This is a genomic window from Nocardia sp. NPDC005745 (assembly GCF_040630775.1).
In the GTDB taxonomy this organism is placed as follows: Bacteria; Actinomycetota; Actinomycetes; order Mycobacteriales; family Mycobacteriaceae; genus Nocardia.
The window spans coordinates 76,146-102,132 of the sequence record NZ_JBEXYF010000001.1; the positions used below are offsets into that span (position 1 = coordinate 76,146).

General features: G+C 69.1%; 20 protein-coding genes and 1 pseudogene. 10 read left to right on the forward strand and 11 right to left on the reverse strand.

What is annotated here, in order from left to right; all coding sequences use genetic code 11:
• Positions 1-90 precede the first annotated feature (90 nt).
• Positions 91-1,434 carry a replication-associated recombination protein A gene (locus ABZ420_RS00410; RefSeq protein ID WP_357115580.1) on the reverse strand — a complete coding sequence of 448 codons (1,344 nt, stop codon included), beginning with the start codon at positions 1,432-1,434 and terminating at the stop codon, positions 91-93.
• A gap of 138 nt (positions 1,435-1,572) precedes the next feature.
• On the opposite strand from ABZ420_RS00410, the gene ABZ420_RS00415 reads away from it, so the two are divergent.
• Positions 1,573-3,228: an alkaline phosphatase D family protein gene (locus tag ABZ420_RS00415; protein ID WP_357115583.1), complete on the forward strand. Its 1,656-nt coding sequence runs from the start codon at positions 1,573-1,575 to the stop codon at positions 3,226-3,228.
• A gap of 766 nt (positions 3,229-3,994) precedes the next feature.
• Here ABZ420_RS00415 and ABZ420_RS00420 read toward each other — a convergent pair.
• On the reverse strand, positions 3,995-5,164 hold the full coding sequence (locus ABZ420_RS00420) for a kinase (RefSeq protein WP_357115586.1): 1,170 nt from the start codon (positions 5,162-5,164) through the stop codon (positions 3,995-3,997).
• A gap of 190 nt (positions 5,165-5,354) precedes the next feature.
• Between ABZ420_RS00420 and ABZ420_RS00425 the strand changes: the two genes are divergently transcribed.
• Positions 5,355-6,329 carry a hypothetical protein gene (locus ABZ420_RS00425; RefSeq protein ID WP_357115589.1) on the forward strand — a complete coding sequence of 325 codons (975 nt, stop codon included), beginning with the start codon at positions 5,355-5,357 and terminating at the stop codon, positions 6,327-6,329.
• 8 nt (positions 6,330-6,337) lie between these two features.
• On the opposite strand, the gene ABZ420_RS00430 is transcribed toward ABZ420_RS00425, so the two are convergent.
• Together ABZ420_RS00430 and aspS are read right to left on the reverse strand one after the other, a co-directional pair.
• Positions 6,338-7,306: a DUF389 domain-containing protein gene (locus tag ABZ420_RS00430; protein ID WP_357115592.1), complete on the reverse strand. Its 969-nt coding sequence runs from the start codon at positions 7,304-7,306 to the stop codon at positions 6,338-6,340.
• A 73-nt stretch (positions 7,307-7,379) separates the two neighbouring features.
• Positions 7,380-9,164 (reverse strand): aspartate--tRNA ligase, encoded by a 1,785-nt coding sequence (gene aspS, locus ABZ420_RS00435; RefSeq protein WP_357115595.1) that lies wholly within the window; start codon positions 9,162-9,164, stop codon positions 7,380-7,382.
• Positions 9,165-9,354: 190 nt separating this feature from the next.
• Here aspS and ABZ420_RS00440 point away from each other — a divergent pair, with 190 nt between their 5' ends.
• Both ABZ420_RS00440 and ABZ420_RS00445 read left to right on the forward strand, forming a co-directional pair.
• The gene (locus ABZ420_RS00440; RefSeq protein WP_062973548.1) at positions 9,355-10,278 is read left to right on the forward strand and encodes a neutral zinc metallopeptidase; all 924 of its coding nucleotides are present in this window, start codon (positions 9,355-9,357) and stop codon (positions 10,276-10,278) included.
• A 117-nt stretch (positions 10,279-10,395) separates the two neighbouring features.
• Positions 10,396-10,932, forward strand: coding sequence for a hypothetical protein (locus tag ABZ420_RS00445; protein ID WP_040867652.1), 537 nt, complete (start codon positions 10,396-10,398; stop codon positions 10,930-10,932).
• A 78-nt stretch (positions 10,933-11,010) separates the two neighbouring features.
• On the opposite strand, the gene ABZ420_RS00450 is transcribed toward ABZ420_RS00445, so the two are convergent.
• Positions 11,011-12,627, reverse strand: a complete 1,617-nt coding sequence (locus ABZ420_RS00450) for a hypothetical protein (RefSeq protein WP_357115598.1) — start codon at positions 12,625-12,627, stop codon at positions 11,011-11,013.
• Positions 12,624-12,953 carry a type VII secretion target gene (locus ABZ420_RS00455; RefSeq protein ID WP_040867626.1) on the reverse strand — a complete coding sequence of 110 codons (330 nt, stop codon included), beginning with the start codon at positions 12,951-12,953 and terminating at the stop codon, positions 12,624-12,626. The genes ABZ420_RS00450 and ABZ420_RS00455 overlap by 4 nt, the downstream gene beginning before the upstream one ends.
• Before the next feature lie 211 nt (positions 12,954-13,164).
• Between ABZ420_RS00455 and ABZ420_RS00460 the strand changes: the two genes are divergently transcribed.
• The 4 genes and pseudogenes from ABZ420_RS00460 to ABZ420_RS00475 all read left to right on the forward strand — a co-directional run bounded on the left by ABZ420_RS00460 (position 13,165) and on the right by ABZ420_RS00475 (position 18,473).
• Positions 13,165-14,169, forward strand: a complete 1,005-nt coding sequence (locus ABZ420_RS00460; protein WP_357115601.1) for an NAD-dependent epimerase/dehydratase family protein — start codon at positions 13,165-13,167, stop codon at positions 14,167-14,169.
• A 31-nt stretch (positions 14,170-14,200) separates the two neighbouring features.
• Entirely contained in the window at positions 14,201-15,217 is a 1,017-nt protein-coding gene (locus tag ABZ420_RS00465) for an Rv2578c family radical SAM protein (protein WP_357115604.1), read from the forward strand.
• A gap of 110 nt (positions 15,218-15,327) precedes the next feature.
• Positions 15,328-17,241, forward strand: a pseudogene (locus ABZ420_RS00470) (2-oxoacid:acceptor oxidoreductase subunit alpha); the annotation flags it as partial.
• 152 nt (positions 17,242-17,393) lie between these two features.
• On the forward strand, positions 17,394-18,473 hold the full coding sequence (locus ABZ420_RS00475) for a 2-oxoacid:ferredoxin oxidoreductase subunit beta (protein ID WP_357115607.1): 1,080 nt from the start codon (positions 17,394-17,396) through the stop codon (positions 18,471-18,473).
• Between the two features lie 28 nt (positions 18,474-18,501).
• Here ABZ420_RS00475 and ABZ420_RS00480 read toward each other — a convergent pair whose 3' ends face one another.
• The 3 genes from ABZ420_RS00480 to hisS all read right to left on the reverse strand — a co-directional run bounded on the left by ABZ420_RS00480 (position 18,502) and on the right by hisS (position 21,696).
• Entirely contained in the window at positions 18,502-19,506 is a 1,005-nt protein-coding gene (locus ABZ420_RS00480; protein ID WP_357115609.1) for a malate dehydrogenase, read from the reverse strand.
• 126 nt (positions 19,507-19,632) lie between these two features.
• A complete protein-coding gene (locus ABZ420_RS00485; RefSeq protein WP_357115611.1) occupies positions 19,633-20,280 on the reverse strand; it encodes a hypothetical protein in 648 nt (215 codons plus the stop codon).
• 144 nt (positions 20,281-20,424) lie between these two features.
• Positions 20,425-21,696: a histidine--tRNA ligase gene (gene hisS / locus ABZ420_RS00490; RefSeq protein ID WP_357115613.1), complete on the reverse strand. Its 1,272-nt coding sequence runs from the start codon at positions 21,694-21,696 to the stop codon at positions 20,425-20,427.
• Positions 21,697-21,835: 139 nt separating this feature from the next.
• Between hisS and ABZ420_RS00495 the strand changes: the two genes are divergently transcribed.
• Positions 21,836-22,717 (forward strand): peptidylprolyl isomerase, encoded by an 882-nt coding sequence (locus tag ABZ420_RS00495; protein ID WP_357115616.1) that lies wholly within the window; start codon positions 21,836-21,838, stop codon positions 22,715-22,717.
• 406 nt (positions 22,718-23,123) lie between these two features.
• Complete coding sequence (locus tag ABZ420_RS00500; protein ID WP_040867639.1) at positions 23,124-23,666, forward strand: hypothetical protein; 543 nt, start codon at positions 23,124-23,126, stop codon at positions 23,664-23,666.
• 70 nt (positions 23,667-23,736) lie between these two features.
• Here the strand turns inward: ABZ420_RS00500 and ABZ420_RS00505 are convergent, their stop codons facing one another.
• Positions 23,737-24,123 carry a DUF4913 domain-containing protein gene (locus ABZ420_RS00505; protein ID WP_236565231.1) on the reverse strand — a complete coding sequence of 129 codons (387 nt, stop codon included), beginning with the start codon at positions 24,121-24,123 and terminating at the stop codon, positions 23,737-23,739.
• Positions 24,120-25,955 (reverse strand): TraM recognition domain-containing protein, encoded by a 1,836-nt coding sequence (locus ABZ420_RS00510; RefSeq protein WP_357115621.1) that lies wholly within the window; start codon positions 25,953-25,955, stop codon positions 24,120-24,122. The genes ABZ420_RS00505 and ABZ420_RS00510 overlap by 4 nt, the downstream gene beginning before the upstream one ends.
• Between the last annotated feature and the right edge of the window lie 32 nt (positions 25,956-25,987).

Here is a 25,987-nt window from a genome sequence, read left to right on the forward strand (position 1 = left end):
GGTGCCGCGCATGCGAATTTTCATCGACCGGGGACCCGTCGCGTCCCCGCGACCGCTCAGCGAAGCCAGCCCTCCAGCGGCTCTGAGCGGTCAGCCTCGGACGATGCGGCGCAGCTTGTCGACCCGTGGACCGATTTCGCGTTCGTGCCCGTGGTCGGTGGGACGGTAGTAGTCGACGCCGACCAGTTCGTCGGGCGGGTACTGCTGGGTGAGCACGCCGTCTTTGTCGTCGTGGGGGTACCGATAGCCCTGCGCGTTGCCGAGTGCCGCCGCACCCGCGTAGTGCCCATCACGCAAGTGCGGCGGGACCGGGCCCGCCTTACCCGCCGCGACATCGGCCATGGCCGCTCCGATCGCGGCCACCACCGCGCCGGACTTCGGGGCGGTCGCCAGATGGATCGTGGCCTGTGCGAGCGCGAGGCGGCCCTCGGGTAGGCCGACCAGCTGCACCACCTGCGCGGCGGCGGTCGCCGTCTGCAACGCCATCGGATCGGCCATGCCGATGTCCTCGCTGGCGTGGATCATCAGCCTGCGGGCGATGAAGCGAGGGTCCTCGCCCGCGCTGAGCATGCGTGCCAGGTAGTGCAAGGCGGCATCGACGTCCGACCCGCGGATGGACTTGATGAACGCGCTGATCACGTCGTAGTGCTGGTCGCCTGCGCGGTCGTAGCGGACGGCGGCCTTGTCCACGCTGGCCTCGACCAGGTCCACGTCGACGGTGCCGTCGAGCGAGGATTCGGCCGACGCTTCCAGCGCGGTCAGCGCGCGGCGGGCGTCGCCGCCCGCGATCCGGACGATGTGCTCGAGCGCGGCGTCGGTGACGGTGTACTCGCCCCCGAGCCCACGCGGATCGGCGATCGCGCGGCCGAGCACCTGGCGGATGTCGGCTTCGGTCAGCGACCGCAGTTGCAGCACCAGCGAGCGCGACAGCAGCGGCGACACCACCGAGAACGACGGGTTCTCGGTGGTGGCGCCGACCAGCAGGACGATGCGGTTCTCCACCGCGGCCAGCAGCGCGTCCTGCTGGGTCTTGGAGAAACGGTGTACCTCATCGATGAACAGCACGGTCTGCTCGCCCGCCGACAGCCTGCGCCGCGCCATGTCGATGACCGCGCGCACCTCCTTGACGCCGGCCGAGAGGGCCGACAGCGCCTCGAACCGCCGTCCGGTGGCCTGCGAGATGAGCGAGGCGAGGGTGGTCTTGCCCGTTCCGGGCGGCCCGTACAGCAGCACCGATGCGGCGCCAGATCCCTCGATCAGCCTGCGCAACGGCGAGCCGGGCCCGAGCAGATGCTGCTGGCCGACCACTTCCTCCAGCGTGGCCGGACGCATGCGCACGGCCAGCGGCGCACCCGCGTCCCTGCGCACCACGGTGTCGATCGAATGCTCCGGGGGCACCGCGGCACCGGGCACGTCGAACAAACCATCGCTCACCAGACGAACGTTACCCAGCCGCACCGACAGCGCGACATGCCGTTCCCCCGTCCTCATCGCGCCGCGGAGCACGGCGCGGACCGGCGCGGCGGCGAACCGAGTTGCGCGCCGCCGGTACTTCGGATGGGATCGGTACCCGTGCCTGAAAACGCATTCGTTTCAGATCCATCGTCCGCCTCCCGCTTCGCTCGGCGCACCCTGCTGAAGGGCAGCGCGGCCGCCGCCACCGCCACCGCGGTGGCGGGCGCCGGACGCGCGCAAGCCGCGACACCGGCGTTCCGGCACGGCGTCGCCTCGGGCGACCCGCTTCCCGACGGCGTCATCCTCTGGACCCGCGTCACCGTCTCCGACGACGCGACGCCGGGTTCGGGCGTGGGCGACCCGGCGGCCGTGCGGTGGGAGATCGCCGCGGACGAGCAATTCCTCTCGATCGCAGCCTCCGGAACCGTGACGGCCGCGGCGGAGTCCGACCACACCGTCAAGGTCGACGTCTCCGGCCTCGCGCCGAACGTCGAGTACTTCTATCGCTTCAGCGCCCTCGGCCAGACCTCCCCGGTCGGCCGCACCAAAACCGCGCCCGCCACGGCGGACACACCGGACCGCCTTCGATTCGGCGTGGTCTCGTGCTCGAACTGGGAGGCGGGCTGGTTCGGCGCCTACCGTCACCTGGCCGGCCGCACCGACCTGGACGCGATCGTGCACCTGGGCGATTACATCTACGAATACGGTCGCGGCAAGTACGGCGGCCGCAACGGCACCGTGCGTGCGCACGAACCGGCGAACGAGATCGTCACCCTGACCGATTACCGCATCCGCCACGCCCAGTACAAGACCGACCCGGATCTGCTCGGTCTGCACGCCACGCTGCCGTTCATCTGCACCTGGGACGACCACGAATCCGCGGACAACTCCTGGTCGGGCGGCGCGCACAACCACGATCCCGCGACCGAGGGCAGCTGGATCGACCGGCGCGCCGCCTCCGCGCAGGCCTACTTGGAATGGATGCCGGTCCGCGCGTCCGGGTCCGGCACCGACGTACGGATCTACCGCAGGCTGCGCTTCGGCACCTTGGCCGAGCTCAGCATGCTCGATCTGCGCAGCTACCGCGACGAGGAGGCGAAACCCGGAGCGAACTGGCGGGAGGCCGACAACCCGGCGCGCACCATCACCGGTAAGGCGCAGATGGAGTGGCTGACCGCGGGCTTGGCGTCCGCGCCGGTGCGGTGGAAGCTGGTCGGCAACTCGGTGATGATCGCTCCGCTGGTCTTCCCGCCGCTGGAGCCTGCCACCACGGCGGCGATCACCAGTACCTTGGGCGTCCCGGAGTCCGGCCCGTCACTGAACGGCGACCAGTGGGACGGTTACACCGCCGACCGCGCCCGCCTCTTCCGCGCCATCATCGACCAGCAGATCTCCGACGTGCTGTTCCTGACCGGAGATATCCACTCCTCGTGGGCCGCGGATCTCCCGGTGGACGCGGCGAGCTACCCGGGCGGGGCGACGGCGGGCGCCGAGTTCGTGGTGCCGTCGGTGACCTCGTCCAGCATCGGCGACCTGCTGCGGACGAATTCCGCGCCGATCGCGGAATCGCTCGGGGCGATCAACCGTCATCTGCGGTACGTGGAATTGGATTCACACGGCTACGGCGTGCTGGAAGTCACCGCGGAGCAGGCACAGATGGACTGGTACTACCTGCTGAACGTCACCGACCCGAATTCCGGTGTGCGCCACGGCGCTTCGTTCGCCGTACGTTCCGGCGGCCGGGTCGAGCCGCGGCCGGGGCCGCTCGGCTGATCGTCGGGCGGTAGCTCACTCTCCGCCCCCACATCCGCCACCGCATCCACCGCCACCGCTGATGTTGTCCTCCGACTTGTCATGCGGCCGGTTCCGCCATTGATAGGCTCGGACCTTTTGCTGAGCTGCGCTCCGGTCGCGCGGGCACGCGTCGCCGGGTCGCCTTCGATCCGGCTCCGGCCTCTGTTTCTTCGGAAGATCACGACGCCGAGCGGCGCGGCGACGAGAACGATCGCAAGCAATGCCAGCAGTAGGTGACCCATCCGGCACTCCCTCTTCCCCGCGCCCGTACCCCCGAACCGAGCGCTCCCGACCTCTCATCATGCCGGTCCCGCAAGCCGATTCCCATCCGTACGCATTCGGCTCTGCGACCGCCACAAGACGAGCAACGCTATGGGCTTCCCTAGGGCCGATCCATCCCGGCGGCGATCGACTACCGGCACCGGATCGCCTCGGCGCGGGCGCGGGCATCGACGGTGCGGTCGTGGTGTCGGTCAGAACCGCCCGTCGCCGCAGCCGATCGCCACGCGGCTGATTGCCGCCACAGTGGGCCCCCGAACCGCGTCCAGCAGGTCGCACCACATGGCGCCACGCACCGGCTGAAGCGGCAGCCTCTTCTGCTCATGCGGTCGGGGGTAGCCCGGGATGCGCTAGGCGCTTCGCAGCCCGGTAGAAGACCGTCGGAACGACGACAACAGAGCCGGCGGCCGAATTCGCACCGCTGAGGTCCAGCACAGCCCACGCCCGATCGCTCGGACGCGAAGCCCTATTCCGACCAGCGCTCTTCCAGCATCGCCGACACGTCCTCGGCGAAATCGCCCACGATGTCGTCCCCCGTGCACCGCGCGTCTTCGGCGAGTGCGGCCCAGCGGTTGATCAGGGCCGCCGAGCGCGGCACCGACAGCCCGTGCTCCCGGGCAGCCGCGATACGCGTGTGGTCGGCGGGCAGGAACCAGTAGGTGGACAGCCACACCCAGATCAGCCGGGCTTCCAAGATGCGTTCGGCCAGCTGGTCGTCGTCGGCCAGCGCGGGCCACACGCCCACGACTTCCGCGCGCCACGCCTCGACCATCTGGTTGGCGCGTTCGCGCGAGAGCTCGAGGTCGCACAGGCAGCCCGGGAAGGACACCAGCGCGTAGGCGATGTCCAGGGTGGCGTCGCGGAATCCGCCCCACTCGTAGTCGAGGAAGCGGGCGCCCTCCTCGTTCAAGATCACATTGTCCGGGCAGAGGTCCGACGGGCTGAACGCCCGGAAGCGCCCCGCCGAGTACAGGCGGTTGCCGCGCACGATCCGCTCGGCGATCTCGCCGGGCACCTCGATGCCCAGTTCGCGCTGGAGCATGCCGGGCACCTCGGCGATCGCCGACTCGGCCTGCTGGGCGATGCCGTCCACCCGGTGCACCACGTCCACCCGGCGCAGCAACGCGACGAAGTCCGCCTCGCGCCCGACGGTGGCGGCGTGCATCCGGCCCAGCGCCTGGGCGAAGGCCATGAGGGCATTGCGGGTTGCCGGCTCGGCTCCGGAGCGCAGCACGGCGGTGAGCAGTGAGTTGTCACCGAGGTCGCTGAGGATCAACAGCCGGTCGGGGAGGCTGTGCGCGATCAGGTACGCGCCCGGGCGGTGTTCCCGGCTCAGTGCGGTGGTGAACTGGTAGGACACCGTCTCGCGGAGGAACGCGGAATCGATGCTGGCCACCCCGGGCGCCAGACCGCCGGTCCGGCGATCCTGGGCAGCGCCACGGACCTGCTTGATTATCAGGGTTCGCGGCAACGAGAAGGCGTTCTCCGCTACTCGCACACGTAGGACGGTCGTCCTACCACTACCACTGAGTTCGATCGGATCGCTCAGCTTTACCGGAGCACCCATTCGCTTTGTGAGCAACTGTTGCGCTGCGGACACGACTTCGGCGGCGCGTTCGGCCAATAGTGCGGTCATCGCCTCTCAAAGTACTCGCATGGGGTCACTTCTAGCGAGCGGTTACACAACCTTTCCGCGTCGCCCGGCGTGTCTCCGGCCAGGCCGGAGGGTGGCCGCCGGTCGCTTGACACCTGTGCACCCGTCGGGTTTTCTCATCGTGAACTGCCGTGCGCCACACCGCAAACCAGTTGAGTGGAAAGGTCTACGCATGACCGAAACACCGCCCCCCGCACCCAAACAATCACCTGGTGGCGCTTCCTCCCCGAACGACGAGGAACGCTTCGCGGCACGGCCGGGGCAGCAGGAGAACCCCGATCCGCGAGGCGGCACCCCCGCAACCGGCCAACCCCGCCATGAGATGGCCGGTTCGTCAGCATACCCGCAGTTCGAAGGTCCCGGCGCGGCGCACTACGGCAGCGAACCGGTGCAGCCACCCCCGCCCGTGGGCGCGCCGCACCCCAGCTACGGCCCACAGGGCACCGGCCCGGGGTGGGCGCCACCGCCCGGCCCGGCGCCCGCCCAGGAGCCGGTCTACGGCTACCAGCAGGTCACCACGGGACCGGGCACGCTGGACGTGGGCCAGGCGCTCAGCTACGGCTGGGCCCGTTTCCGGGCCAATCCGGGCCCGTGGGTCGGGGTGACCGCGGTGGGCATGGTCATATATCTGGCGTTCGTGCTCGTCGTCCAGCTCACCGACCCGACGACGATGCTGCCGCTGCTGCTCGTCTTCTTGGCGGTCATGGCCGGGATATGGCTGCTGCAGGCGGCGATGGTGCGCGGCGCCCTGTACGAAACCGACGGCACCCCGCCACCTTTCGGCGCCTACTTCCGATTCGTGAACGCGGGCAATGTGCTGCTCACCGCACTGCTGGCGTTCACGCTGACCTTCCTCGGCTCGGCGATCTGCCTGATCCCCGGGCTGATCGCCGGCTGGCTGTGCATGTTCTCGCTGCATTTCGTCGTCGATCAGGACCAGGGTCCGTTCGAGGCGCTGAAGTCCAGCTTCACCCTGGTGGTCGCCAATGCCGGGCAGGTGCTGCTGCTCGCGCTGGCGGTGCTGGTGGTCACCTTCCTGGGGCTACTGCTGTGTGGTTTCGGCCTGCTGATCGCGGGCCCGGTCGCCGTCATCGCCGTGACCTACGCCTACCGCGCCCTCACCGGCGGTTCCGTCGCCGCGCTGTGAAACCTGCCTCACTTCTGGACCGGTGAGCGCATGCCGATCAAGCGTTTGAACCGTTCCACCGGACCGGCCTCGCCGCCCGCGCGAGGCCGGAGCGCGAGCACGATGATCCCGGCCACGATGATGCCCCCCATGTTCACCGCGAGCTGACCCGCGGACAGGAACGCCACCCGCCACTCCCCCAAAGTCGCCGCCACCACGGCGAATCCGGCCGCGGGCACGGTGGTCACCGAGATGAACACGCCGACCAGCGCGGCCGATTTCGCCGTCACCAGCGACAACATGCCCGCCGCGCCCGCGAGCAGCGCGACGACCAGGGAGAACGGGCCGACCTGGTAAATGAAGTCGACCTGTTCGATACTTCCCACCCCGTCGATGGTGATCCAGCCGACCTGCTCCCACACCAGCGTCGCCAGCAGCGTGACCACCATCGCCACCGGAAAACCGACCGCGAGCGCGACGGCCGAGCGGCGGGCAAGCCGGAAATCTTTGCGCACCAACGCCACCGCGAACGCGGCCAACGGACCGAACTCCGGACCGACGACCATCGCGCCCACGATCGTCACCGGCGAATCGGTCGTGACGCCCACGGCGGCGAGCAGGCAGGCGATCGTCAGGAACGCGAGGAACGTCGCGTTGAGGCTCGACTCCTCGTGCGTCTGCGCTACCAGTTCCTCCCACACCACCGCGTCGCTCGGATCGCCGGGCGCCTCGTGCACCGCGCGTTCACCCGCGTCCGACAAGACCGTCTCGACCGGTGTGAGCGTCAAGCCGCCGGAACGGCAGATCCCCAGCGCCGTGAGGTCCTCGAGCACGGCGTTGGCGGCCTCGCGAGCCAGGTCCGCCTGGACGAGGTCGCCCTTCGGCTCCAGCGCCGCACCGCGTGCCAGGGTCACGTGCGTGACCCCGGGATCGGCGGCGAGTACCGCGATCGCCTCGTCGGTGCTCTCCGGCGGGCTGATCATGCGCAAGTGCAGCAACGGGTTTCCTCGTGGTCGGCGTCAGCCGGCACGGACGCGGCTGACCAGAAAATACCGTTCGCGGCAGCGGCCGCTACGAGGCGGGCGCGTCCTTCTTCTGCTCCGGCTTGACGTCCAGTCCCGCCTCCTTGCGCTGCTGCGCGGTGATCGGCGCGGGCGCGTCGGTCAGGGGGTCGACGCCGCCACCGGTCTTCGGGAAGGCGATGACCTCGCGGATCGAGTCCTCCCCCGCCAGCAGCGCGGTGACCCGGTCCCAGCCGAAGGCGATGCCGCCGTGCGGCGGAGCGCCGAAGGCGAAGGCGTCGAGCAGGAAGCCGAACTTCTCCTGGGCCTCCTCGTGTGTGATGCCCATCACCTCGAAGACCCGTTCCTGGACGTCGCGGCGGTGGATACGAATCGACCCGCCACCGATCTCGTTGCCGTTGCAGACGATGTCGTAGGCGTAGGCCAGCGCCGAGCCCGGGTCGGTGTCGAAAGTGTCCAGCGACTCCGGCTTCGGCGAGGTGAACGCGTGGTGCACCGCGGTCCAGGCGGAATGGCCCACCGCCACGTCACCGCTCGCGGTCGCCTCGACGGTCGGCTCGAACAGCGGCGCGTCCACGATCCACACGAACGACCAGGCGTCCTCGTCGATGAGACCGACCTTGCGGGCGATCTCGACGCGCGCCGCACCGAGCAGCGCGCGCTGCGCTTTCGGTGCGCCCGCGGCGAAGAACACACAGTCCCCAGGCACCGCGCCGACGTGCTTTGCCAAGCCCTCGCGTTCGGCTTCGCTGAGGTTCTTGGCGACCGGGCCACCCAGCGTGCCGTCCTCGTTCACCAGGATGTACGCCAGTCCCTTGGCGCCGCGCTGCTTGGCCCACTCCTGCCAGGCGTCGAGCTGGCGCCGCGGCTGGCTCGCGCCGCCCGCCATGACCACCGCGCCGACGTAGGGCGCCTGGAACACCCGGAACGGGGTGTCCTTGAAATAGTCGGTGCACTCGGTGATCTCCACGCCGAAGCGCAGATCGGGCTTGTCGCTGCCGAATCGGCGCATGGCCTCGGCGTAGGTCATGTGCGGGATGGGGGTCTGGATCTCGTAGCCCACCAGCTTCCACAGCGCGACCAGGATCTCCTCGGCCAGCAGGATCACGTCCTCCTGGCGCACGAAGCTCATCTCGATGTCGAGCTGGGTGAACTCCGGCTGCCGGTCGGCGCGGAAGTCCTCGTCCCGGTAGCAGCGCGCGATCTGGTAGTAGCGTTCGATGCCGCCGACCATCAGCAGCTGCTTGAACAGCTGCGGGCTCTGCGGCAGGGCGTAGAAGCTGCCCGGCTGCAGGCGGGCGGGCACCAGGAAGTCGCGAGCGCCCTCTGGCGTGGACCGGGTCAGCGTCGGAGTCTCGACCTCGACGAACTCGTGGTGGGCGAGCACCTCGCGGGCAGCCGCGTTGACCTTGGAGCGCAGCCGGATGGCGTGCGCCGGGCCCTCCCGGCGCAGGTCCAGGTAGCGGTGCTTCAGGCGCGCTTCCTCACCGGGCTGCTCGTCCAGCTGGAAGGGCAGCGGCGCGCTCTCGTTCAGTACCTCGAGCTCGGTGACGTTCACCTCGATCGCGCCGGTCGGCAGTTCCGGGTTCTCGTTGCCGCTCGGACGCGGTTCCACGGTGCCGGTGACGCGCACGCAGTACTCCGCGCGCAGCCGGTGCGCCTGTTCGGCGGGTTCGCCCTCGCGGAACACCGCTTGGGCCACGCCGGACGCGTCGCGCAGATCGATGAAGATCACCCCACCGTGGTCACGCCGCCGGGCCACCCAACCGGTGAGAGTGACGGTCTGACCGGCATGCTCGCTTCGCAGCGAACCAGCCAAGTGGGTGCGCAGCACGGGGTTCCTTTCGACGACGCTGACACCGGGCGCGGGGTGACCAGGTGCGAGTCCATCGTAGTGAGACACATTCCCCGAGAGGAAACCGATATCGACGCGCCCATGCCAAGCTGTATCCGAGGGAGAGCGAACCGGGGCCGTACGACCGAGGGCTGTGTGTTCCCCGGGGACGAGCGAGAAAGCGACGACGATGACCTTCAACGAGGGCATGCAGATCGACCCGGACCGGGTTTCCTCCGGCGGTCCCGGCATGGGCGGCAAGCTCGCGCTGGGCGGTGGAGCGGGCGGACTCATCGTGCTGGTGCTGGCGCTGCTGCTGGGCGGCGACCCCGGCTCCATACTCGGCAACTTCACCGGAACGCCGGAGGAGAGCCAGACGCAGCCGGGCACGGAGGGCACGCCGAGCCACTGCAAGACCGGCGCGGACGCCAACAAATACGTCGACTGCCGGGTGGCGCTCACCGCGCAGAGCCTGGACGCCGTGTGGTCGGCCGAACTGCCGAAGCAGGCGGGCAAGCGCTACTCGCAGCCGAAGGTCGTGCTCTTCTCCGGGGCCACCTCCACCGGATGCGGCAACGCCACCAGCGACGTCGGGCCGTTCTACTGCCCGGCCGACCGGACCGCCTACTTCGACACCAGCTTCTTCCAGGAGCTGGTGGATCGCTTCGGTTCCAGCGGCGGCCCGCTCGCGCAGGAATACGTGGTGGCGCACGAGATCGGCCATCACATCCAGAACATGCTCGGTGACCTCGGCCGCGCGCAGCGCGATCCGCGCGGGCCGGAGTCCGGCGCGGTACGCACCGAACTGCAGGCCGACTGCTACGCGGGCATCTGGGCCCATTTCGCGGACAAGCAGCCTGCACCCGGCAGCGACCAGCCGTTCCTGAAACCGCTGTCGGACAAGGACGTCGACGACGCGCTGTCGGCGGCCGCGGCGGTCGGCGACGACCGCATCCAGCGCGCCGCGCAGGGCCGGGTGAATCCCGAAGCATGGACGCACGGTTCGTCCGAGCAGCGACAGAAGTGGTTCCTCACCGGCTACAAGACCGGCCAGGTCCGGGCTTGCGACACGTATTCGGCGCAAGACCTGAACACTCCGTCCGGCCTGCGATAGACCCGGATCCGATCGATCCAGCGCGCCGGTTCCTCCCGAAAGCCGGCGCGCTGTCATGATCTACGGCAGTTCACCTGTGTTGCGGGTGGACACGGACAGCACCGGAAGATGGGATCGATGCGAGTAACGAAAGCTGTTGTGCTGGTTGTGCTGCTGATCGTCGCGGCGGGCTCGGGCGCCGCCACGGCCGACCCGGCCCTGGATCGCCCCAGCGCCCTACCGCCGATCGCCGCGCCGCTGGCGTTGTTCACGCTGACCACCATTCCGGACGGGTGGCAGGCCCGCACGGACCTGCGTCCGCAGCTGGAGATCTTCGCCGACGGCCGTGCGGTCAGCAGCCCCGACGCGGTGGCCGCCGAGCGCCGGCCGGAGACCCCGCCCAAGCGGATCGACGGCCACATCCCGCCCGACGTGCTGAGCGCGGCGCTGGCGGAGACCAAAGCGCTCGCCACGGTGGACCTCGGCGTGCCGGCCGCCACGGATCAGAGCAGCCGGATCATCGACTTCATGCCGCAGTCGCCGTCGGAGGACGTACATCTCGTGGTGTATTCGCCCGACACCACCGAGGGGCTCGGCGCCGAGCAGCAGGCCGCACGCAAACGCTTCGCCGACCTGTACCGGAAACTGCTCGACGCCTTCGCGCAGGACAACTGACCGTCGCTCGTCATACGGCCCGAACGGCGATGATCCCCGTTCGGGCCGGGTGCCGTGCGCGGCCTCCCCCGCGACGCGTCAGAACTGGTCTTGCTCGTAGTCCGAACTGATGATCTCGTCCGAGTGCGTGGCACCGATGACGTCCGGCGTGGACTCGCCGAGGGGGCCGGTGAGGTCGTCGTTGCCGGTGGGACTGAGATACGGCTGCACCGAGCGCGAGTGTTCGTCGTCATTGCCGCGCTGCCCCGCCGCGCCGGCCGGGCCACCCATGAAACCGTTCGACCCGGCAGGTGTGGTGCTCGCGGGCGAGCCGGTACCGAAGGACGTGCCCGGGACGCCGGCGACCGAGCGGATCGGAGGAACCGTGGTGCCGGGCATGCCGGTGGCCTTCGGGACCGAGGGCGTGCTCGGACTTCCGGGCCTGCCGGGACCGCTGCCGAGCAGTCCGCTCGGCGTGCCGTGGCTGGTACTCGGGCTGTGCGTGGTGTGCACCGACGACGGCGTTGTCGAGGGGGTCGAGGTCCCGGGCGTGGCGGAGTCCAGGCCTGCCGCCTTGGTCGCGGTATCCGAGGCGGTCGACTGCGCCTGCTCCAGGATCGGCTGGCCGACGTTCTCGGCCAGCGCCTGCGCGACCTCCTGCGGCGCCGGACCGCCGCCCGGCGCGACCAGTTGCTGCACCATGCCGCTGAGCTCGGCGGTCTTGCCCGCCAGATCACCGCGGGTGGCGTTGACCACGCCGACGGCGTTGCCCAGGTGTTCGGTGGCCGAGGCGATCAGCGTCGCCTGGGCCGGCGGGGTGAGGATGACCGGCGCGAGCGCGGTCGCCTGGGTGGCGAACGACGACGCGATGCCGAGCAGTTGCGCGTTGCCCTGCTGTACCACCGTGGCGGCACGCTGGGTGAGCTCGGAGATGTCGATACCCCGCTGGCTGGTCTGCTGCCCCTCCACGTTCGCCTGCTGGCTCGCGGCCTGGGCGTTGCGCGCGGCCTGGCTCTGCCACAACTGCTCGACCGTGCTCATGCTGCCCTTGCCCACCTGCATGGCCATCTCGATGACCTTGGAGGACTGGCTCAGGATCGCGGTCGGATCGAACGCGCCGATGACGCCGGTGCCGAAGCTGCTCAGTAGATCCAGGATCGGCTTCATCAGCAGATCGACGCCGGGGAGCGCGGGCACCGCGACACCCTGCATCAGCGCGGCGACGGGGTCGGCGGGCAACGGGGGCAACGCCGCGGCGGCGGCCGCCGCCTGGTTCACCGTGCCCGCGACCGCGCTCGACGCGTCGGCGAGTGCCCCGTTCAGCACGCCGGGGGCCTGATCGAGCGCCGCGTGGACCGCGGGCGCCGCGACGTGGTCGACCGCCGTGTTCATGTCACCGAGCAGCGCCGACGCCTCGTGCGGCGCGCCGAGTACGTTCTCGGCGCCCGGTGCGCCGTTCAGACCCGGCAGACCGGAGGGCATGGCGCCGACCGACTGCTGATCCTCCGCGATCTTGCGCGACAGCACGAAAGCGGGCGGCTCGATGGGCGGCAGATCGTCTGGCAGCTGCGGCAACGGCAGGTCCAGCACCGCCTGCCCTGGCGCGTTCTGCAGGGAGTCCAGCAAGGACTGCTGGCCGATCGCGACGTTCTGCTCGGCCGCGTGCGCGACGGCGTGGTCCTCCGGCGCGATGACGCCACTGTCGAGCGGCCTCATACCGCGCCCCCGATCTGGCCCGCGATCGATCCGAGCGCGCCCGCGTTGGACCAGTCGACCGCGTCGTAGGCCGCGGCGGCGCTGAACGCCGAGTCCGAGAGCTTGGCGTACTTGGCCGACAGATCGTTGATGTCCTTGGCCTGCAACACCTGTGCCGCCGCGAACATCGCCAGGTAGTCGGCCCCGATCAAGCCGAAGACCGGAACGAGCGCGGAAACGTTCTTCACCGCGTCGAAATTGCCCGCCCCCGCGAGATCACCGGCGATACCGGCGTTCGTGGCGGCGAACGCCCGGACCGCTTCGGTCTCCACCGAGAGATCACTCATCGAGTTGCCCCCCAAATCGTCGTACAGATCTGCGTCATGAAGTTGTCGTGATCCGCAGGCTCCCTGCCGAATCGGCAAGGGCCGCTACGGTTGCGCTCAATATAGCCGACCCGACCGGCAAGTTTCGAGCCCGAACGCGCCGCACGGCAGGGCGAAAGGGGCAGAATTGGAACGTGTTGCAAATTAGAACAAGTTCTATATTCTCTGTCCCATGAAGGTCGCAGTGACCGGCGCAGCCGGCTACCTTGGCACGAATCTGCTCCGCCTCCTCACCGAGCGCGGCCATCAGATCACGGCCATCGATCGGGCGATTCCCGCCGAGCAGGCCGCGCCCGGCATCACCTGGGTGCAGGGCGATGTGCTCGACCCGGCGTCCATGCGTGCCGCACTGGACGGCGCGGAGGTGGTCTACCACCTGGTCGCGGTGATCACCCTGGCCGAGAAGAACGACCTCGCCTGGCGGGTGAACACCGAGGGCGTGCGCGTGGTCGCCGAGGCGGCGCTGGCCGTCGGCGCGCGCCGGATGGTGCACGCCAGCTCGATCCACGCGTTCGACCAGTACAGCTGCGGTGGCCGGATCGACGAGAACGCGCCGCGGTCGACCGATCCCGGGCTGCCGGTCTACGACCGCTCGAAGTGGGCGGGCGAGGTGGCGCTGCGCAAGGTGATCGACCAGGGCCTGGACGCGGTGCTGTGCAACCCGACCGGCGTCTTCGGCCCGCTGGACTTCGGCAAGCCGCTCTCGCGCATCAACCGGACGCTCAGGGACGCGGCGCTCGGGCGCGTGCCCGCCATGATCGGCGGGGGCTTCGACCTCGTGGACGTACGCGACGTGGCCCAGGGCCTGGTACTGGCCGGAGAGCACGGCCGCACGGGTGAGAACTACCTGCTGGGTGGATCGATGGTCTCGATGCTCGCATTGTGCCGCGTCGCCGCGACCCACGGCGGCAAGCGGGGGCCGAGGTTCGCCATCCCCGCCAAGTTCGTGTCCGGCGTCATCCCGGTGCTCGCGCCGATCGGCAAGCTGTTCAACTCCGACATCGTCTCCAAGGCGGCGCTCGGCGCGCTCATCTCCGCGCCCGTCGTCGACCACGGCAAGGCGGAACGCGAGCTCGGCTACCAGCCGCGTCCGCTCGACGACACGGTGCGCGATCTGGTCACCTTCTTCGCCGACCCGGCCCGGCTCACTCCGCCGGACACCCGGCAGATCGCTTGACAGCTTCTAGAACACATGTTCGACTGAGAGGGTGCGGTGGCAAAGCCAGACCCTGGACGCCGAGGACGGCGCCTTGCCCGGGCTGTCCCGGGCTGGTCTGGTGCGCACCGTGCGGACGCCGGAGTTCGAGGGCATCACCTTCCACGAAGTGCTGTGCAAGAGCGCGCTGAACAGGGTGCCCGAGGGCGCGAACGTGCCGTTCCAGTGGACCGTCAATCCGATGCGCGGTTGTTCGCACGCGTGCCGCTACTGTTTCGCGCGCGGCACGCACGAGTATCTGGACCTGGACGCGGGCCGCGACTTCGACTCGCAGATCGTGGTGAAGACCAATGTCGCCGCGGTGCTGCGCAAGGAACTCGGCAGGCGGTCCTGGCACCGCGAACCGGTCGCGCTCGGCACCAACACCGATCCCTACCAGCGCGCCGAGGGTCGATATCGCCTGATGCCGGGCATCATCCGCGCGCTGGCCGAGTCCGGCACCCCGTTCTCCATCCTCACCAAAGGCACCTTGCTGCGCCGGGATCTGCCGTTGCTCACCTCGGCAACGCGCGAGGTGCGGGTCAGCCTCGCGGTGTCCATCGCGATCCTCGATCAGGAGCTGCACCAGAGCCTGGAACCCGGCACGCCGTCGCCACGGGCCCGGCTGGACCTGGTTCGCGCGCTCACCGACGCGGGCTTCGCGGTGAACGTGCTGGTCGCCCCGGTCATCCCCTGTCTCACGGACGGACAGGCACATCTGGACGCGATCTTCGGCGCCATCGCCGAGGCCGGGGCGGCATCGGCCGTCGCGTTCCCGATGCATCTGCGCGGCAGCACCAGGGGCTGGTTCCTGTCCTGGCTGGCCGAGCACCATCCGGCGTTGCTGCGCCGGTACCGTCAGCTCTACCGCCGCGGCGCCTACGTGACCCCGGAGTACTCCGCCTGGCTGCGCGCGCGGGTCGCTCCACTGCTGGCCGAGCACGGTTTGACGGCGCGCAGGCATGCCGAACCGGAGACACGACCCGAAACCGCGCACACGACCGCCGCGCAACTGGCATTGTTCGCCTGACGCCACCGTCGCCGGATCTCGCCGGTCCGCACGCTTCGGGGGCGCGCACCGCACTCGACGGAGTAGTTTGGCGATGGCACCTCTCAGCGACGAGGAAGTGAAGCAGGCATATGGTTTCACACCAAAACGATGTCGGCACAGCGAAGTTGGAAAAGGTCGTCATTCGGTTCGCCGGGGACTCCGGCGACGGAATGCAGCTGACCGGCGATCGCTTCACCCACGAGGCCGCCGCGTTCGGCAACGACCTGGCCACCCAGCCCAGCTTCCCCGCCGAGATCCGGGCGCCGCAGGGCACCCTGCCGGGCGTCTCTTCCTTCCAGATCCAGATCGCCGACTACGACATCCTCACCGCGGGTGACCAGCCCGACGTGCTGGTCGCGATGAACCCCGCCGCGCTCAAGGCGAACCTGGAGGATCTCCCGCGCGGCGCCACCGTCATCGTGAACACCGACGAGTTCACCAAACGGGCCCTCGCCAAGGTCGGCTACGCCGCCGATCCGCTGTCCGACGAGACGCTGTCGGACTTCGTGGTCCACCGCGTCCCGATGACCTCGCTCACGCTGGGCGCGACCGAATCGACCGGGGTCGGCAAAAAAGACGCCCAGCGTGCGAAGAACATGTTCGCCCTCGGCCTGCTGTCCTGGATGTACGGGCGCCCGATCGGCGGCACCGAGCAGTTCATGCGGGAGAAGTTCGCCACCAAGCCGGACATCGCCGAGGCCAATATCCTGGCGTTCCGGGCGGGCTGGAACTACGGCGAGACCACCGAGAGCTTCGCCACCACCTACGAGATCGCGCCCGCGAAACTGCCGCCGGGCACCTACCGCCAGATCACCGGCAACACCGCGCTCGCCTACGGCCTGATCACCGCGGGCCGGCTCACGAAGCTGCCGGTGTTCCTGGGCACCTACCCCATCACGCCCGCCTCGGACATCCTGCACGAGCTGAGCAAGCACAAGAACTTCGACGTCACCACCTTCCAGGCCGAGGACGAGATCGCCGGAATCGGTGCCGCGCTGGGCGCTTCGCTCGGGGGCGCCCTCGGTGTCACCAGCACTTCCGGCCCCGGACTCGCGCTCAAGAGCGAGACCATCGGCCTGGCGGTGATGACGGAGCTGCCGCTGATCGTGATCGATGTGCAGCGCGGCGGACCGTCGACCGGACTGCCGACCAAGACCGAACAGGCCGACCTGTTGCAGGCGCTCTACGGCCGCAACGGCGAATCACCGGTAGCGGTGCTCGCGCCGCGTTCCCCGGCGGACTGCTTCGCCACCGCGGTGGAGGCCGCGCGGATCGCCCTGACCTACCGCACCCCGGTGCTGCTGCTGTCCGACGGCGCGATCGCCAACGGCTCCGAACCGTGGTCCATTCCGCAAGTGACGGAGCTGGAGCCGATCGACCCGGGATTCGAACCGGACGGTGACGACGCCGACCCGTTCCAGCCGTACGCGCGCGATGCCGACACGCTCGCCCGACCGCTGGCCGTCCCCGGCACGAAGGGCCGCGCCCACCGCATCGGCGGTCTCGAGAAGGCCGACGGCAGCGGCAACATCTCCTACGATCCGGCCAACCACGAACTCATGGTCCGCCTGCGCCAAGCGAAGATCGACGGCATCGCCGTCCCCGAAGTCGCGGTCGACGATCCGGACGGCACCGCCGAGCTGCTGCTGATCGGCTGGGGCAGTTCCTACGGCCCGATCGGCGAGGCGTGCCGGCGCGCGCGGCGGCGCGGAGTCCCGGTGGCCCAAGCGCATCTACGCCATTTGAATCCGTTACCCGCCGATCTCGGTGACGTGCTGCGCCGCTATCGCCTCGTGGTCGCGCCGGAGATGAACGGCGGCCAGCTGGCCACGCTGCTGCGGGCGAAGTACCTGGTCGACGTGCGGCCGTGGACGAAGATCGCGGGCACCGCGTTCTCCGCCCAGGAACTGGTCGGGGTGATCGACGCGGCGCTGGACGGGTCGATCGAGGAGATGGAACAGAACAAGGTCTTCGCCGCACGGGCGCGGGCCACTTATCGAGCGCTGCCGGACGAAGTCCGACCACAAACCTGCGCCGGGCCGAGCGCAGGCGAGGCAGCCGCATATCGAGCGCTGCCGGACGAAGTCCGACCACAAACCTGCGCCGGGCCGAGCGCAGGCGAGGCAGCCGCATATCGCATCGCTGGGGGTAACGCATGACCATCGTGGAGACCTCGCTGGTCGGTACCGATCTGGGACTGACCGGTGTGTCCGGGGTGCCGACCGCGGACGGACCGCAGAAGGTGAAGGAGTTCACCTCCGATCAAGAGGTGCGCTGGTGCCCGGGCTGTGGCGACTACGTGATCCTGGCGACGGTGCGCGGCTTCCTCGCCGAACTCGGATTGCGCAGGGAGAATCTGATGTTCGTGTCCGGGATCGGCTGCTCGAGCCGCTTCCCGTACTACTTGGAGGCCTACGGTATCCACTCCATCCACGGTCGTGCGCCCGCCATCGCGACCGGATTGGCGGTCAGCAGGCCCGACCTGTCGGTCTGGGTGGTGACCGGGGACGGCGACGCGCTGTCCATCGGCGGCAACCACCTCATCCACGCGTTGCGCCGCAACGTGAACATGACGATTTTGCTGTTCAACAACCGGATCTACGGCTTGACCAAGGGGCAGTACTCACCGACCTCGGAGCAAGGCAAGGTCACCAAGTCGACCCCGATGGGCTCGGTGGACCACCCGTTCAACACCTTGTCGGTGGCGCTGGGAGCGGAAGCGACCTTCGCCGCTCGCGCGCTCGATTCCGATCGCGCGGGGCTCACCGAGGTACTGCGCGCCGCCGCCGAGCACCGCGGCACGTCGTTCGTGGAGATCCTGCAGGACTGCCCGATCTTCAACGACGGCTCGTTCGACGTGCTGCGCAGGGAGACCGCCGCGGACCATCTCATCCCGTTGCGGCACGCCGAACCGATCCGGTTCGGAGCCGAGGGCGAATTCGCCGTCGTACGACGGGGTTTCGGACTCACGGTGGCTCGCACCGACAGCGTCGCGGAGTCCGACATCGTGGTGCACGACGCCTACGCCGACGACCCGGAGTACGCCTACGCGCTGTCGCGGTTGTCCGATCAAGGACTCGAGCATGTGGTCACCGGCATCTTCCGCAGCGTCTCGCGGCCGACCTACGACGACGGGGTGCGCTACCAGACCGAGACCGCGCGCGAGAAGAAACCGGTCGGTCCCGAATCGCTCCAGTCCCTGCTCACCGGGCCCGAGACCTGGACAGTCGGATAGGGCGACCGGGCGGATGTCCGCGAGCCGGTCAGGTGTGCTTGGCGAAACCGAGGTCGATGACGGCGTCGCGCTCCTGCTCGAGCTCGGCGACCGAGGCGTCGATCCGGGGGCGGGCCGGTTCGTCGATCGTCAGATCGGGCACGATCGTGTACTCACCGTTCGCGCAGGTGACCGGGAACGAGCTGATCAGCCCTTCGGGCACGCCGTAGGAGCCGTCCGAGGGAACGGCCATGGAAACCCAGTCACCGTCCCGCGTGCCGTGCACCCAGTCGTGGATGTGGTCGATCGCGGCGCTGGCCGCGCTCGCCGCCGAGGACGCGCCGCGGGCTTGGATGATGGCGGTGCCGCGCTGCTGCACGGTGGGCACGAACTGCTCGGTCAACCACGCGGGATCGCCGATCAGATCGAGGGCGGGACGTCCCGCGATGGTGGCGTGCGCGACATCCGGGTACTGCGTCGCCGAGTGATTGCCCCAGATGGCGACCCGCGCGATAGCCGCGGCGGGCGCACCGGTCTTTCTCGCCAGTTGCGCGATGGCGCGGTTGTGGTCCAGCCGGGTCATGGCGGTGAAACGCTCGGCGGGCACGTCCGGCGCGTTGCTCATGGCGATGAAGGCGTTGGTGTTGGCCGGGTTGCCGATCACGAGCACCTTCACGTCGTCCGCGGCGCTGGCGTTGATCGCGGCGCCCTGCTCGGTGAAGATCGCGCCGTTGGCGGCGAGCAGATCCGAGCGTTCCATCCCGGCCGTGCGCGGCCGCGCGCCGACGAGCAGGGCGATGCCCGCGCCGGCGAAGCCGATCCACGGGTCGTCGCTGATGTCGATGGAATCCAGCAGCGGGAACGCGCCGTCCTCCAGTTCCATCGCGACGCCCTCCAGCGACGCCACCGCGGCGGGGACCTCCAGCAGCCGCAGGCGCACGCGCGTGTCCGGGCCGAGCATCGCGCCGGAGGCGATCCGGAACAGCATGCCGTAGGCGATCTGGCCCGCGGCTCCGGTCACGGTGACGGTCACGGTCCCAGCGGGGGTGCTCACGGCGAACTCCTTGCGATCGGCGAATTCCTGTAGCCCACCCTAGCCACTCTCACCGCCGCCGAAGGCGCACGGTGAGCTACGCGACAGTGACCCGTGCCGCCCGCACCGGTTCTCCGGCAACGTAGGTCAGGCGAGCGCGGCGACCTCGGTGTCGGTCAGCACGATCGGCGATACCACGTCTTTGTCCCGCGCCAGCCGCACGGCGCGATACAGCGGCCGTTGCTCCAGCCCGGCATCGCGTGCCTCGGCTCGCAACTGGTGCACCAGCATCTCGGAAACCGCTACGGCCGCGGCCAATTCACTGGCGGCGAGCGCGTCCGCGAGTTTGCGCAAACCCAGCAGATGCAATTCGCGGCCGCTGCCCGCGTCGGTGTACATGGCCAGCGGAACGACCTGCGAGATCTCCCCGGCGGTGACCCGCAGGGCGATCCGGCTCAACCGGGCCGGGAACACCAAGACCTCGACCCCGGTGGCCGCCGACATCTCCACCTGCCGCTCACCGAACAGCCTGCGGGCGTGAATCGTCGTGCCCGTCACCCACATTCGCCGCCGGCGCAGCGCGACGGCGTACACCACGGTGGGCGCGCCCACGACGACGCCGATGGCCGCCGCGATCGGCCAGCTCACCACGGTCGCGGCCAGCAGCGCCGCGCCGATCCCGATGCCCGACGCGGCCAGCGCGAGGCGGCGCAGCATCGGCGCGTACAGCTCGGGCGCGACCAGATCGAGCCCCACCGGCGCGTGCGCCTGCTGGTCATCAGAATTCGTGGACACTACTCCGCCTTCTCGCGACTCCGGCGCCGCTGATGTGCGCGCCGGTCACGCTACCGCCCCCGCACCCCGCCCGCGACGGGTTCGGCGCACAGTATCGCGCGCCCGGCGGTCGCGCGGCGGAACCCGACAGCACCGGCCACCGCGCTACCCGGCCAGCGACTCCCGGATCACGCCGACCACCTCGGGCAGCGGAATCTGCCGCTGATCACCGGTCGCCATGTCCTTGAGCCCGACGGTGTTCTCCGCGAGGTCGCGATCACCGAGCACGAGGGTGAACCTGGCCCCGGAGCGGTCGGCCGCCTTCATCGCGCCCTTCACACCGCGCCCGCCGTAGGCCAGATCGACCCGGATGCCCGCCGCCCGCAACTGCGCGGCCACCACCACCAGCCGCTGTTTGGCGGAGTCACCCAGCGGCACGCCGAAGACCTCGCAGCGCGCCGGGCTGCCCGCCGACTTGCCCTCGGCCGCCAGCGCCAGCATGGTGCGGTCGACACCGAGGCCGAACCCGATACCGGACAGCGGCTGGCCGCCGAGCTCGGCCATGAGACCGTCGTAGCGACCGCCGCCGCCGATGCCGGATTGCGCGCCGAGACCGTCGTGCACGAACTCGAACGTGGTCTTGGTGTAGTAGTCCAGGCCGCGCACCATGCGCGGGTTCACCACATACGGCACACCGAGCGCCTCCAGGTGGCCGAGCACCTGCTCGAAGTGCGCCTTGGCCGACTCCGACAGGTGATCGATCATCAGCGGCGCGTCCGCGGTCATCGCGCGCACTTCCGGCCGCTTGTCGTCCAGCACGCGCAGCGGGTTGAGCTGGGCGCGCCGCTTCGTCTCCTCGTCCAACGGGAGCCCGAAGAGGAATTCTTGCAGCAGTTCGCGGTACTGCGGGCGGCAGGTCTCGTCACCCAGCGAGGTGACCTCGAGCCGGAATCCGTCCAGCCCCAGGCCGCGGAATCCGGCATCGGCGATGGCGATGACCTCGGCGTCCAACGCCGGATCGTCGACGCCGATCGCCTCGATGCCCACCTGCTGCAACTGCCGGTACCGGCCGGCTTGCGGGCGCTCGTAGCGGAAGAAGGGACCCGCGTAGCACAGCTTCACCGGCAGCTGGCCCCGGTCGAGGCCGTGTTCGATGACCGCGCGCATCACGCCCGCGGTTCCCTCGGGGCGCAGCGTGACGCTGCGATCGCCGCGGTCGGGGAAGGTGTACATCTCCTTGGTGACCACGTCGGTGGACTCGCCGACACCGCGGGCGAACAGGCCCGTGTCCTCGAAGACCGGCAGCTCGATATGTCCGTACCCGGCCAGTCGGGCGGCGCGGAGCAGGCCGTCGCGCACCGCGACGAACTCGGCCGAGCCGGGTGGCACGTAGTCCGGTACCCCCTTCGGGGCGGAAAAGCTGCTGGTCTTGGTCACGATGCTCCAGTTTCCACCACTACGCCCCCGCAAGTCCAACCGATTCGCCGAACCGCCTCTCAGGAAGGTTGCGGAGCAGTCTCAGAAAGAAATGGCACACTCTTATCCCGATGTAACCGGATACGGGAGGAACGTGGTAGTGCCGACCAACGAACAGCGACGAGCAGCGGCGAAACGCAAGCTGGAACGTCAGCTCGCCAATCGGGCCGAGCGGGCGCGCAAGCGCAAGCAACTCACGATCGCCGGATCGGTACTCGGTGTCGTCCTCGTGGTCGCCGCCGTGACCGGGGTGTACTTCTTGACCCGCGGCGACGACAGCAGCAGCAACTCCGACGCCGCGGACGCCTCGCTGTCGAGCACCCCCGCCGCGGCCGCGCCGCCCTCCGCGAAGGCCAAGCCCGCGACGGTCGACTGCGCCTACCGCGACAGCGCCAAGCCCGCGGACAAGCCGGTCGGCAAGCCGAAGGCCGACGGCATCCCCACCACCGGCGTCGACGCGAAGGTCAGCGTCAGCGTGGAGACCACCCAGGGCCCGATCGGGCTGACCCTGAACAACGCCGAGTCGCCGTGCACGGTGAACAGCTTCGTCAGCCTGGCGGCACAGAACTACTTCGACGGCACCAGCTGCCACCGCATGACGGCGGGCGAGGGCCTGAAGGTCCTGCAGTGCGGCGATCCCACCGGCACCGGAATGGGCGGGCCCGGTTACGAATTCGACAACGAGTACCCCACCGATCAGTACGCCCCGAACGATCCCGCGGCGACCTCCGAACCGATCGCGTACAAGCGCGGCGTGCTGGCCATGGCCAACGCGGGCCCCGGAACCAACGGCAGTCAGTTCTTCATCGTGTACGCGGATTCGATGCTCCCGCCGCAGTACACGATCTTCGGCACCGTGGACGACACCAGCCTCGGCACGCTCGACAAGATCGCCGAGCTGGGCCAGGACGACTCCAACGGCCCCGGCGACGGGAAGCCGAAGCAGCCGGTCACGATCCAGTCGGTACGTATCGACCGCTGAGGGTGCACTCCGGGCCCGCCGCCGCTCTCCGGCCGCGGGCCCGGGTCATGTTCACCCCATCCGGCCGGCGCGAGATAGTCGAACCTTTCTTCGGTTAGGGTGCCCTCAGTTCGAAGATCATCCGGCGCGCCCGGAGACACGCCGGAAATGTGCGATATATGCTGATAAACCGGCACGCTCGTTCGATTGTGCCGACCTTTGTCGGGTAATCTCGATACAAGGAGTTCTTGCGGCGTAGTACGGCCTCGGCCGGGCGATTCCCGGACAGGAAGTGCCGCACCACAAGTTCTCCGGGTGTCCACGTTTGCAGGCGGGACCCGCTGCACGGGACTACAGTTCGCGTGGCGGCGTCCGTAACGAAGCACCACATCATCCATAGTGATCACTGCAGCATCGGGGAGCAGCCATGTCCGAGGAACTGGACGACATCGGCCGGGAAACCGCGGCCATGATGAGGACAATGTTGCAGCTTGCGACGCTCGTCGCCTTGCGGACCCGCGAGCGTGGTCAGAAGGAAGCCGAAGCGCGCGTCAAGCTCACCGAGGCCCGGCTCAAAGAGGCCAAGGAATTGCAGCTGCGTGAGGCGCGCGACGCGAAGGCCAAGGATCCGCGCAACACCGAGCTGGCCCGGCTGATCGAGAAGCCGATCGCGGACAAGGGCGTGTCGCTGGAGAAGGACCGCTTCTCCGCGCAAGCCGAGGCATCCCGGATGGCGGCCAACGCCGCCGCCAAGCCGGCTTTGCAATACGACTCCCAGGAACGCCGCATGGCGATCGCGGCCCACCTGGCCAAAATGGGTGTCGCACCGGAGCTTGCCGCGGTACGGATGCTGATCGAAGTAGGGCAGGCGCAGCCGCCGGGTGAGGCCGTACGCTCCCGCCCCGACGAGGCGCCGTCGGTCACCAGGGCGAGGGAACAGGAATCCCGCGGCCTGGAACGCACGAGGTAGCCGGACGAACGAACGCCCGCCGGATTCCGGCGGGCGTTCGTCTCTTCTCGAGCAGCTGGGACGCAGACCCTTACGTGCGGAAGTCACCGACCGTAGGATCGCCGAACATACCGTGCTGCGGCGACTTCAGGGGCAGCGGGCTGAGCATGTCCTTGTGGCCGTTGCGCACACTGCAGTACTTGAACGGCCCCTTGGGGTCGAACAGCTTCGACATGTGCGGGTCCGCGTGGTCGAGGAACCAGACGCTCAATCCGGTTCGCCCGTCCAGCCGGTAGTGCTCCCAGGCGCGCCACAACGCGTCCAGCCGGGCGACCGCCTCGGCGTGCTGCCACCACTCGGGGCACCACACCGTGTCACTGAGATCGGTGACTTGCCGCCGATAGACCAGGCTGAGGTAGTTCTCGACGAACTCCACCACGCTCGCGTAGATCATCGGTTGTTGCTGCTGTTCGGTCACAGCGGCCGAACCTCCTCGACTTGTCCGTATTCCGGCGGCGGCGTCGACTTGCTGAGCGAGGGCGCGCCGATCAGATCGGTGATCTCCGTCTTGCGCTGCGGATCGTGACGCGAGATGGACTGTTTCACGTCCGCAGCGTACTCACCCTCCCACCAAGGCACCGTACGGATGAGCACCGGCGGCGCACCGGAGGGGAACAGGATGGCCCGGCCACGCGGCAGCGTCGCGAGGGCGTTGACCGAGAACGTCTTGGACGAGCCCAGCGAGCGCGAATAGCTCTTGCCGCCCTTGGATTCGGAGACCGACTGCGAGATCGCGTCGTATTCGCCGAGCACGTCCGAACGCTCCTGCAGGAACTTGGTGTCGTCCACGCCGCTGCCGAGCACTTTGATGTTCGCCGCCGACCACAAGGCGTTCATGCCGCTCTCGCCCCAGCAGCGGGCCCCCTGCGCCCAGGATTGCAGCACCGTCATCACGACGATGCCGCGTGAGCCGAAGTGGCTGTACTGCTTGGGCAGGTCCTTCCAGCGCACCACGTTGGCGGCCTCGTCGAGCACCGCGAGCAGCGGAATCGCCAGGCGCCCACCGGCCGACTGCGACGCCTTGCGCATTGCCACGTCGACCACCGCCTCGGTGAGCGCGCTCACCAAGGGCGCCGCCGAACCGCGGCCTTCCAGCGACAAGCTGTAGAGCGTGCCGTTGTTCTCCAGGAACTCCAGCTCGTCGAACTCCCTGCGATCGCCGCCACGGGTGATCCACGGGTGCACATTCGACAATTTCAGGCACCGGATCATCTTCTTCGCGGTGCCGAAGATGCCGCTGCGGGTGCGTGGATCGGCGTTGTACTGCGAGGACAGGCCCGAGGCCGTGTAGTGATGGCGGGCGGCGCGCAGGAGCTCGATGGGCTCGGTGTCCTGCGGATTGGTCACCCACTCCCACACCTGCACGATCGGCCTGCTGCCGTTGCGATCGCCGACCGCGGCGGCGAGGAACAGTCCGGCCAGCAGATCCTCGGCCTCGGGATCGAAGAACGCGTCGTGGTTGCTGTCGCTGCCGTCGTCGCCGTCGGCGAAGTGCCCCGCCAACCGCGCCGCGCGCATCTCGCACCCTTCGCGCTTGGCATCCACCCAGGACAGCGGATCCCAGAACCAGGTCGTCTCTTCGCCCGCGACACCCTGCGGATCGAAGACGAAGGTAGGACTTCCCTTCGACTCACGGACATCCCGGGTCGCGTCCACCACGTCGCGCTTGTTCGAGGTGGCCAGTACGGGGCCGATCGCGGTGAGGATCGCGGGGATCACCCGGGACGTCGACTTGCCCTGGCGCGGACCCCAGATGTCCAGGTGCAGATCCTCATACGAGCCGTAGAGCATCACGCCGTCGGCCACACCGACACCGATCGGGACCCCGGGAGCGTCGTCGTAGCCGAGTCTCACGCCCAGCTGCTGGGCCTTCTCCCGGACGCCTGCCTCGGTGAGCATCGAGATCGCCCCGCCGTTGCCCATCACGTCGGCCTTGTCGTCCACCGGCAGCCTGCCCTTGGACCGGCGCTTCTGCAACTCCTTGCGAATCACCAGGTACGCGACCACGCTCAGGATCACCAGCAACACGATCGCCGTGGCCGCACCGGGCCATTGCAGCTTGCCCCGCGCCAGATCGGCCGCGATGGCGATCGGATTGAACGGGACTTTCTGCGGGCTGCCTGCGAGCAGGTTGCCCAGATGCAGCGCGAGCCAGAGGGTTCCGAAGATCGCGAAGCCGGCGTAGGTCAGTAGCAGGCTGACGTCGGGTCCGGGTACGGCCGGATCCGTCACCTTTTTCTTCTTCGCCATGTATGCCTCCTGGGTCGGCCGTCCGGTACGGA

Coding starts and splice junctions, on each gene's coding strand:
- ABZ420_RS00445 (WP_040867652.1), top strand. CDS start 10,396: ATGCGAGTAACGAAAGCTGTTGTGCTGGTTGTGCTGCTGATCGTCGCG.
- ABZ420_RS00475 (WP_357115607.1), top strand. CDS start 17,394: ATGACCATCGTGGAGACCTCGCTGGTCGGTACCGATCTGGGACTGACC.
- ABZ420_RS00425 (WP_357115589.1), top strand. CDS start 5,355: ATGACCGAAACACCGCCCCCCGCACCCAAACAATCACCTGGTGGCGCT.
- ABZ420_RS00455 (WP_040867626.1), bottom strand. CDS start 12,953: ATGAGTGATCTCTCGGTGGAGACCGAAGCGGTCCGGGCGTTCGCCGCC.
- ABZ420_RS00440 (WP_062973548.1), top strand. CDS start 9,355: ATGACCTTCAACGAGGGCATGCAGATCGACCCGGACCGGGTTTCCTCC.
- ABZ420_RS00450 (WP_357115598.1), bottom strand. CDS start 12,627: ATGAGGCCGCTCGACAGTGGCGTCATCGCGCCGGAGGACCACGCCGTC.
- ABZ420_RS00460 (WP_357115601.1), top strand. CDS start 13,165: ATGAAGGTCGCAGTGACCGGCGCAGCCGGCTACCTTGGCACGAATCTG.
- ABZ420_RS00420 (WP_357115586.1), bottom strand. CDS start 5,164: ATGACCGCACTATTGGCCGAACGCGCCGCCGAAGTCGTGTCCGCAGCG.
- ABZ420_RS00500 (WP_040867639.1), top strand. CDS start 23,124: ATGTCCGAGGAACTGGACGACATCGGCCGGGAAACCGCGGCCATGATG.
- ABZ420_RS00510 (WP_357115621.1), bottom strand. CDS start 25,955: ATGGCGAAGAAGAAAAAGGTGACGGATCCGGCCGTACCCGGACCCGAC.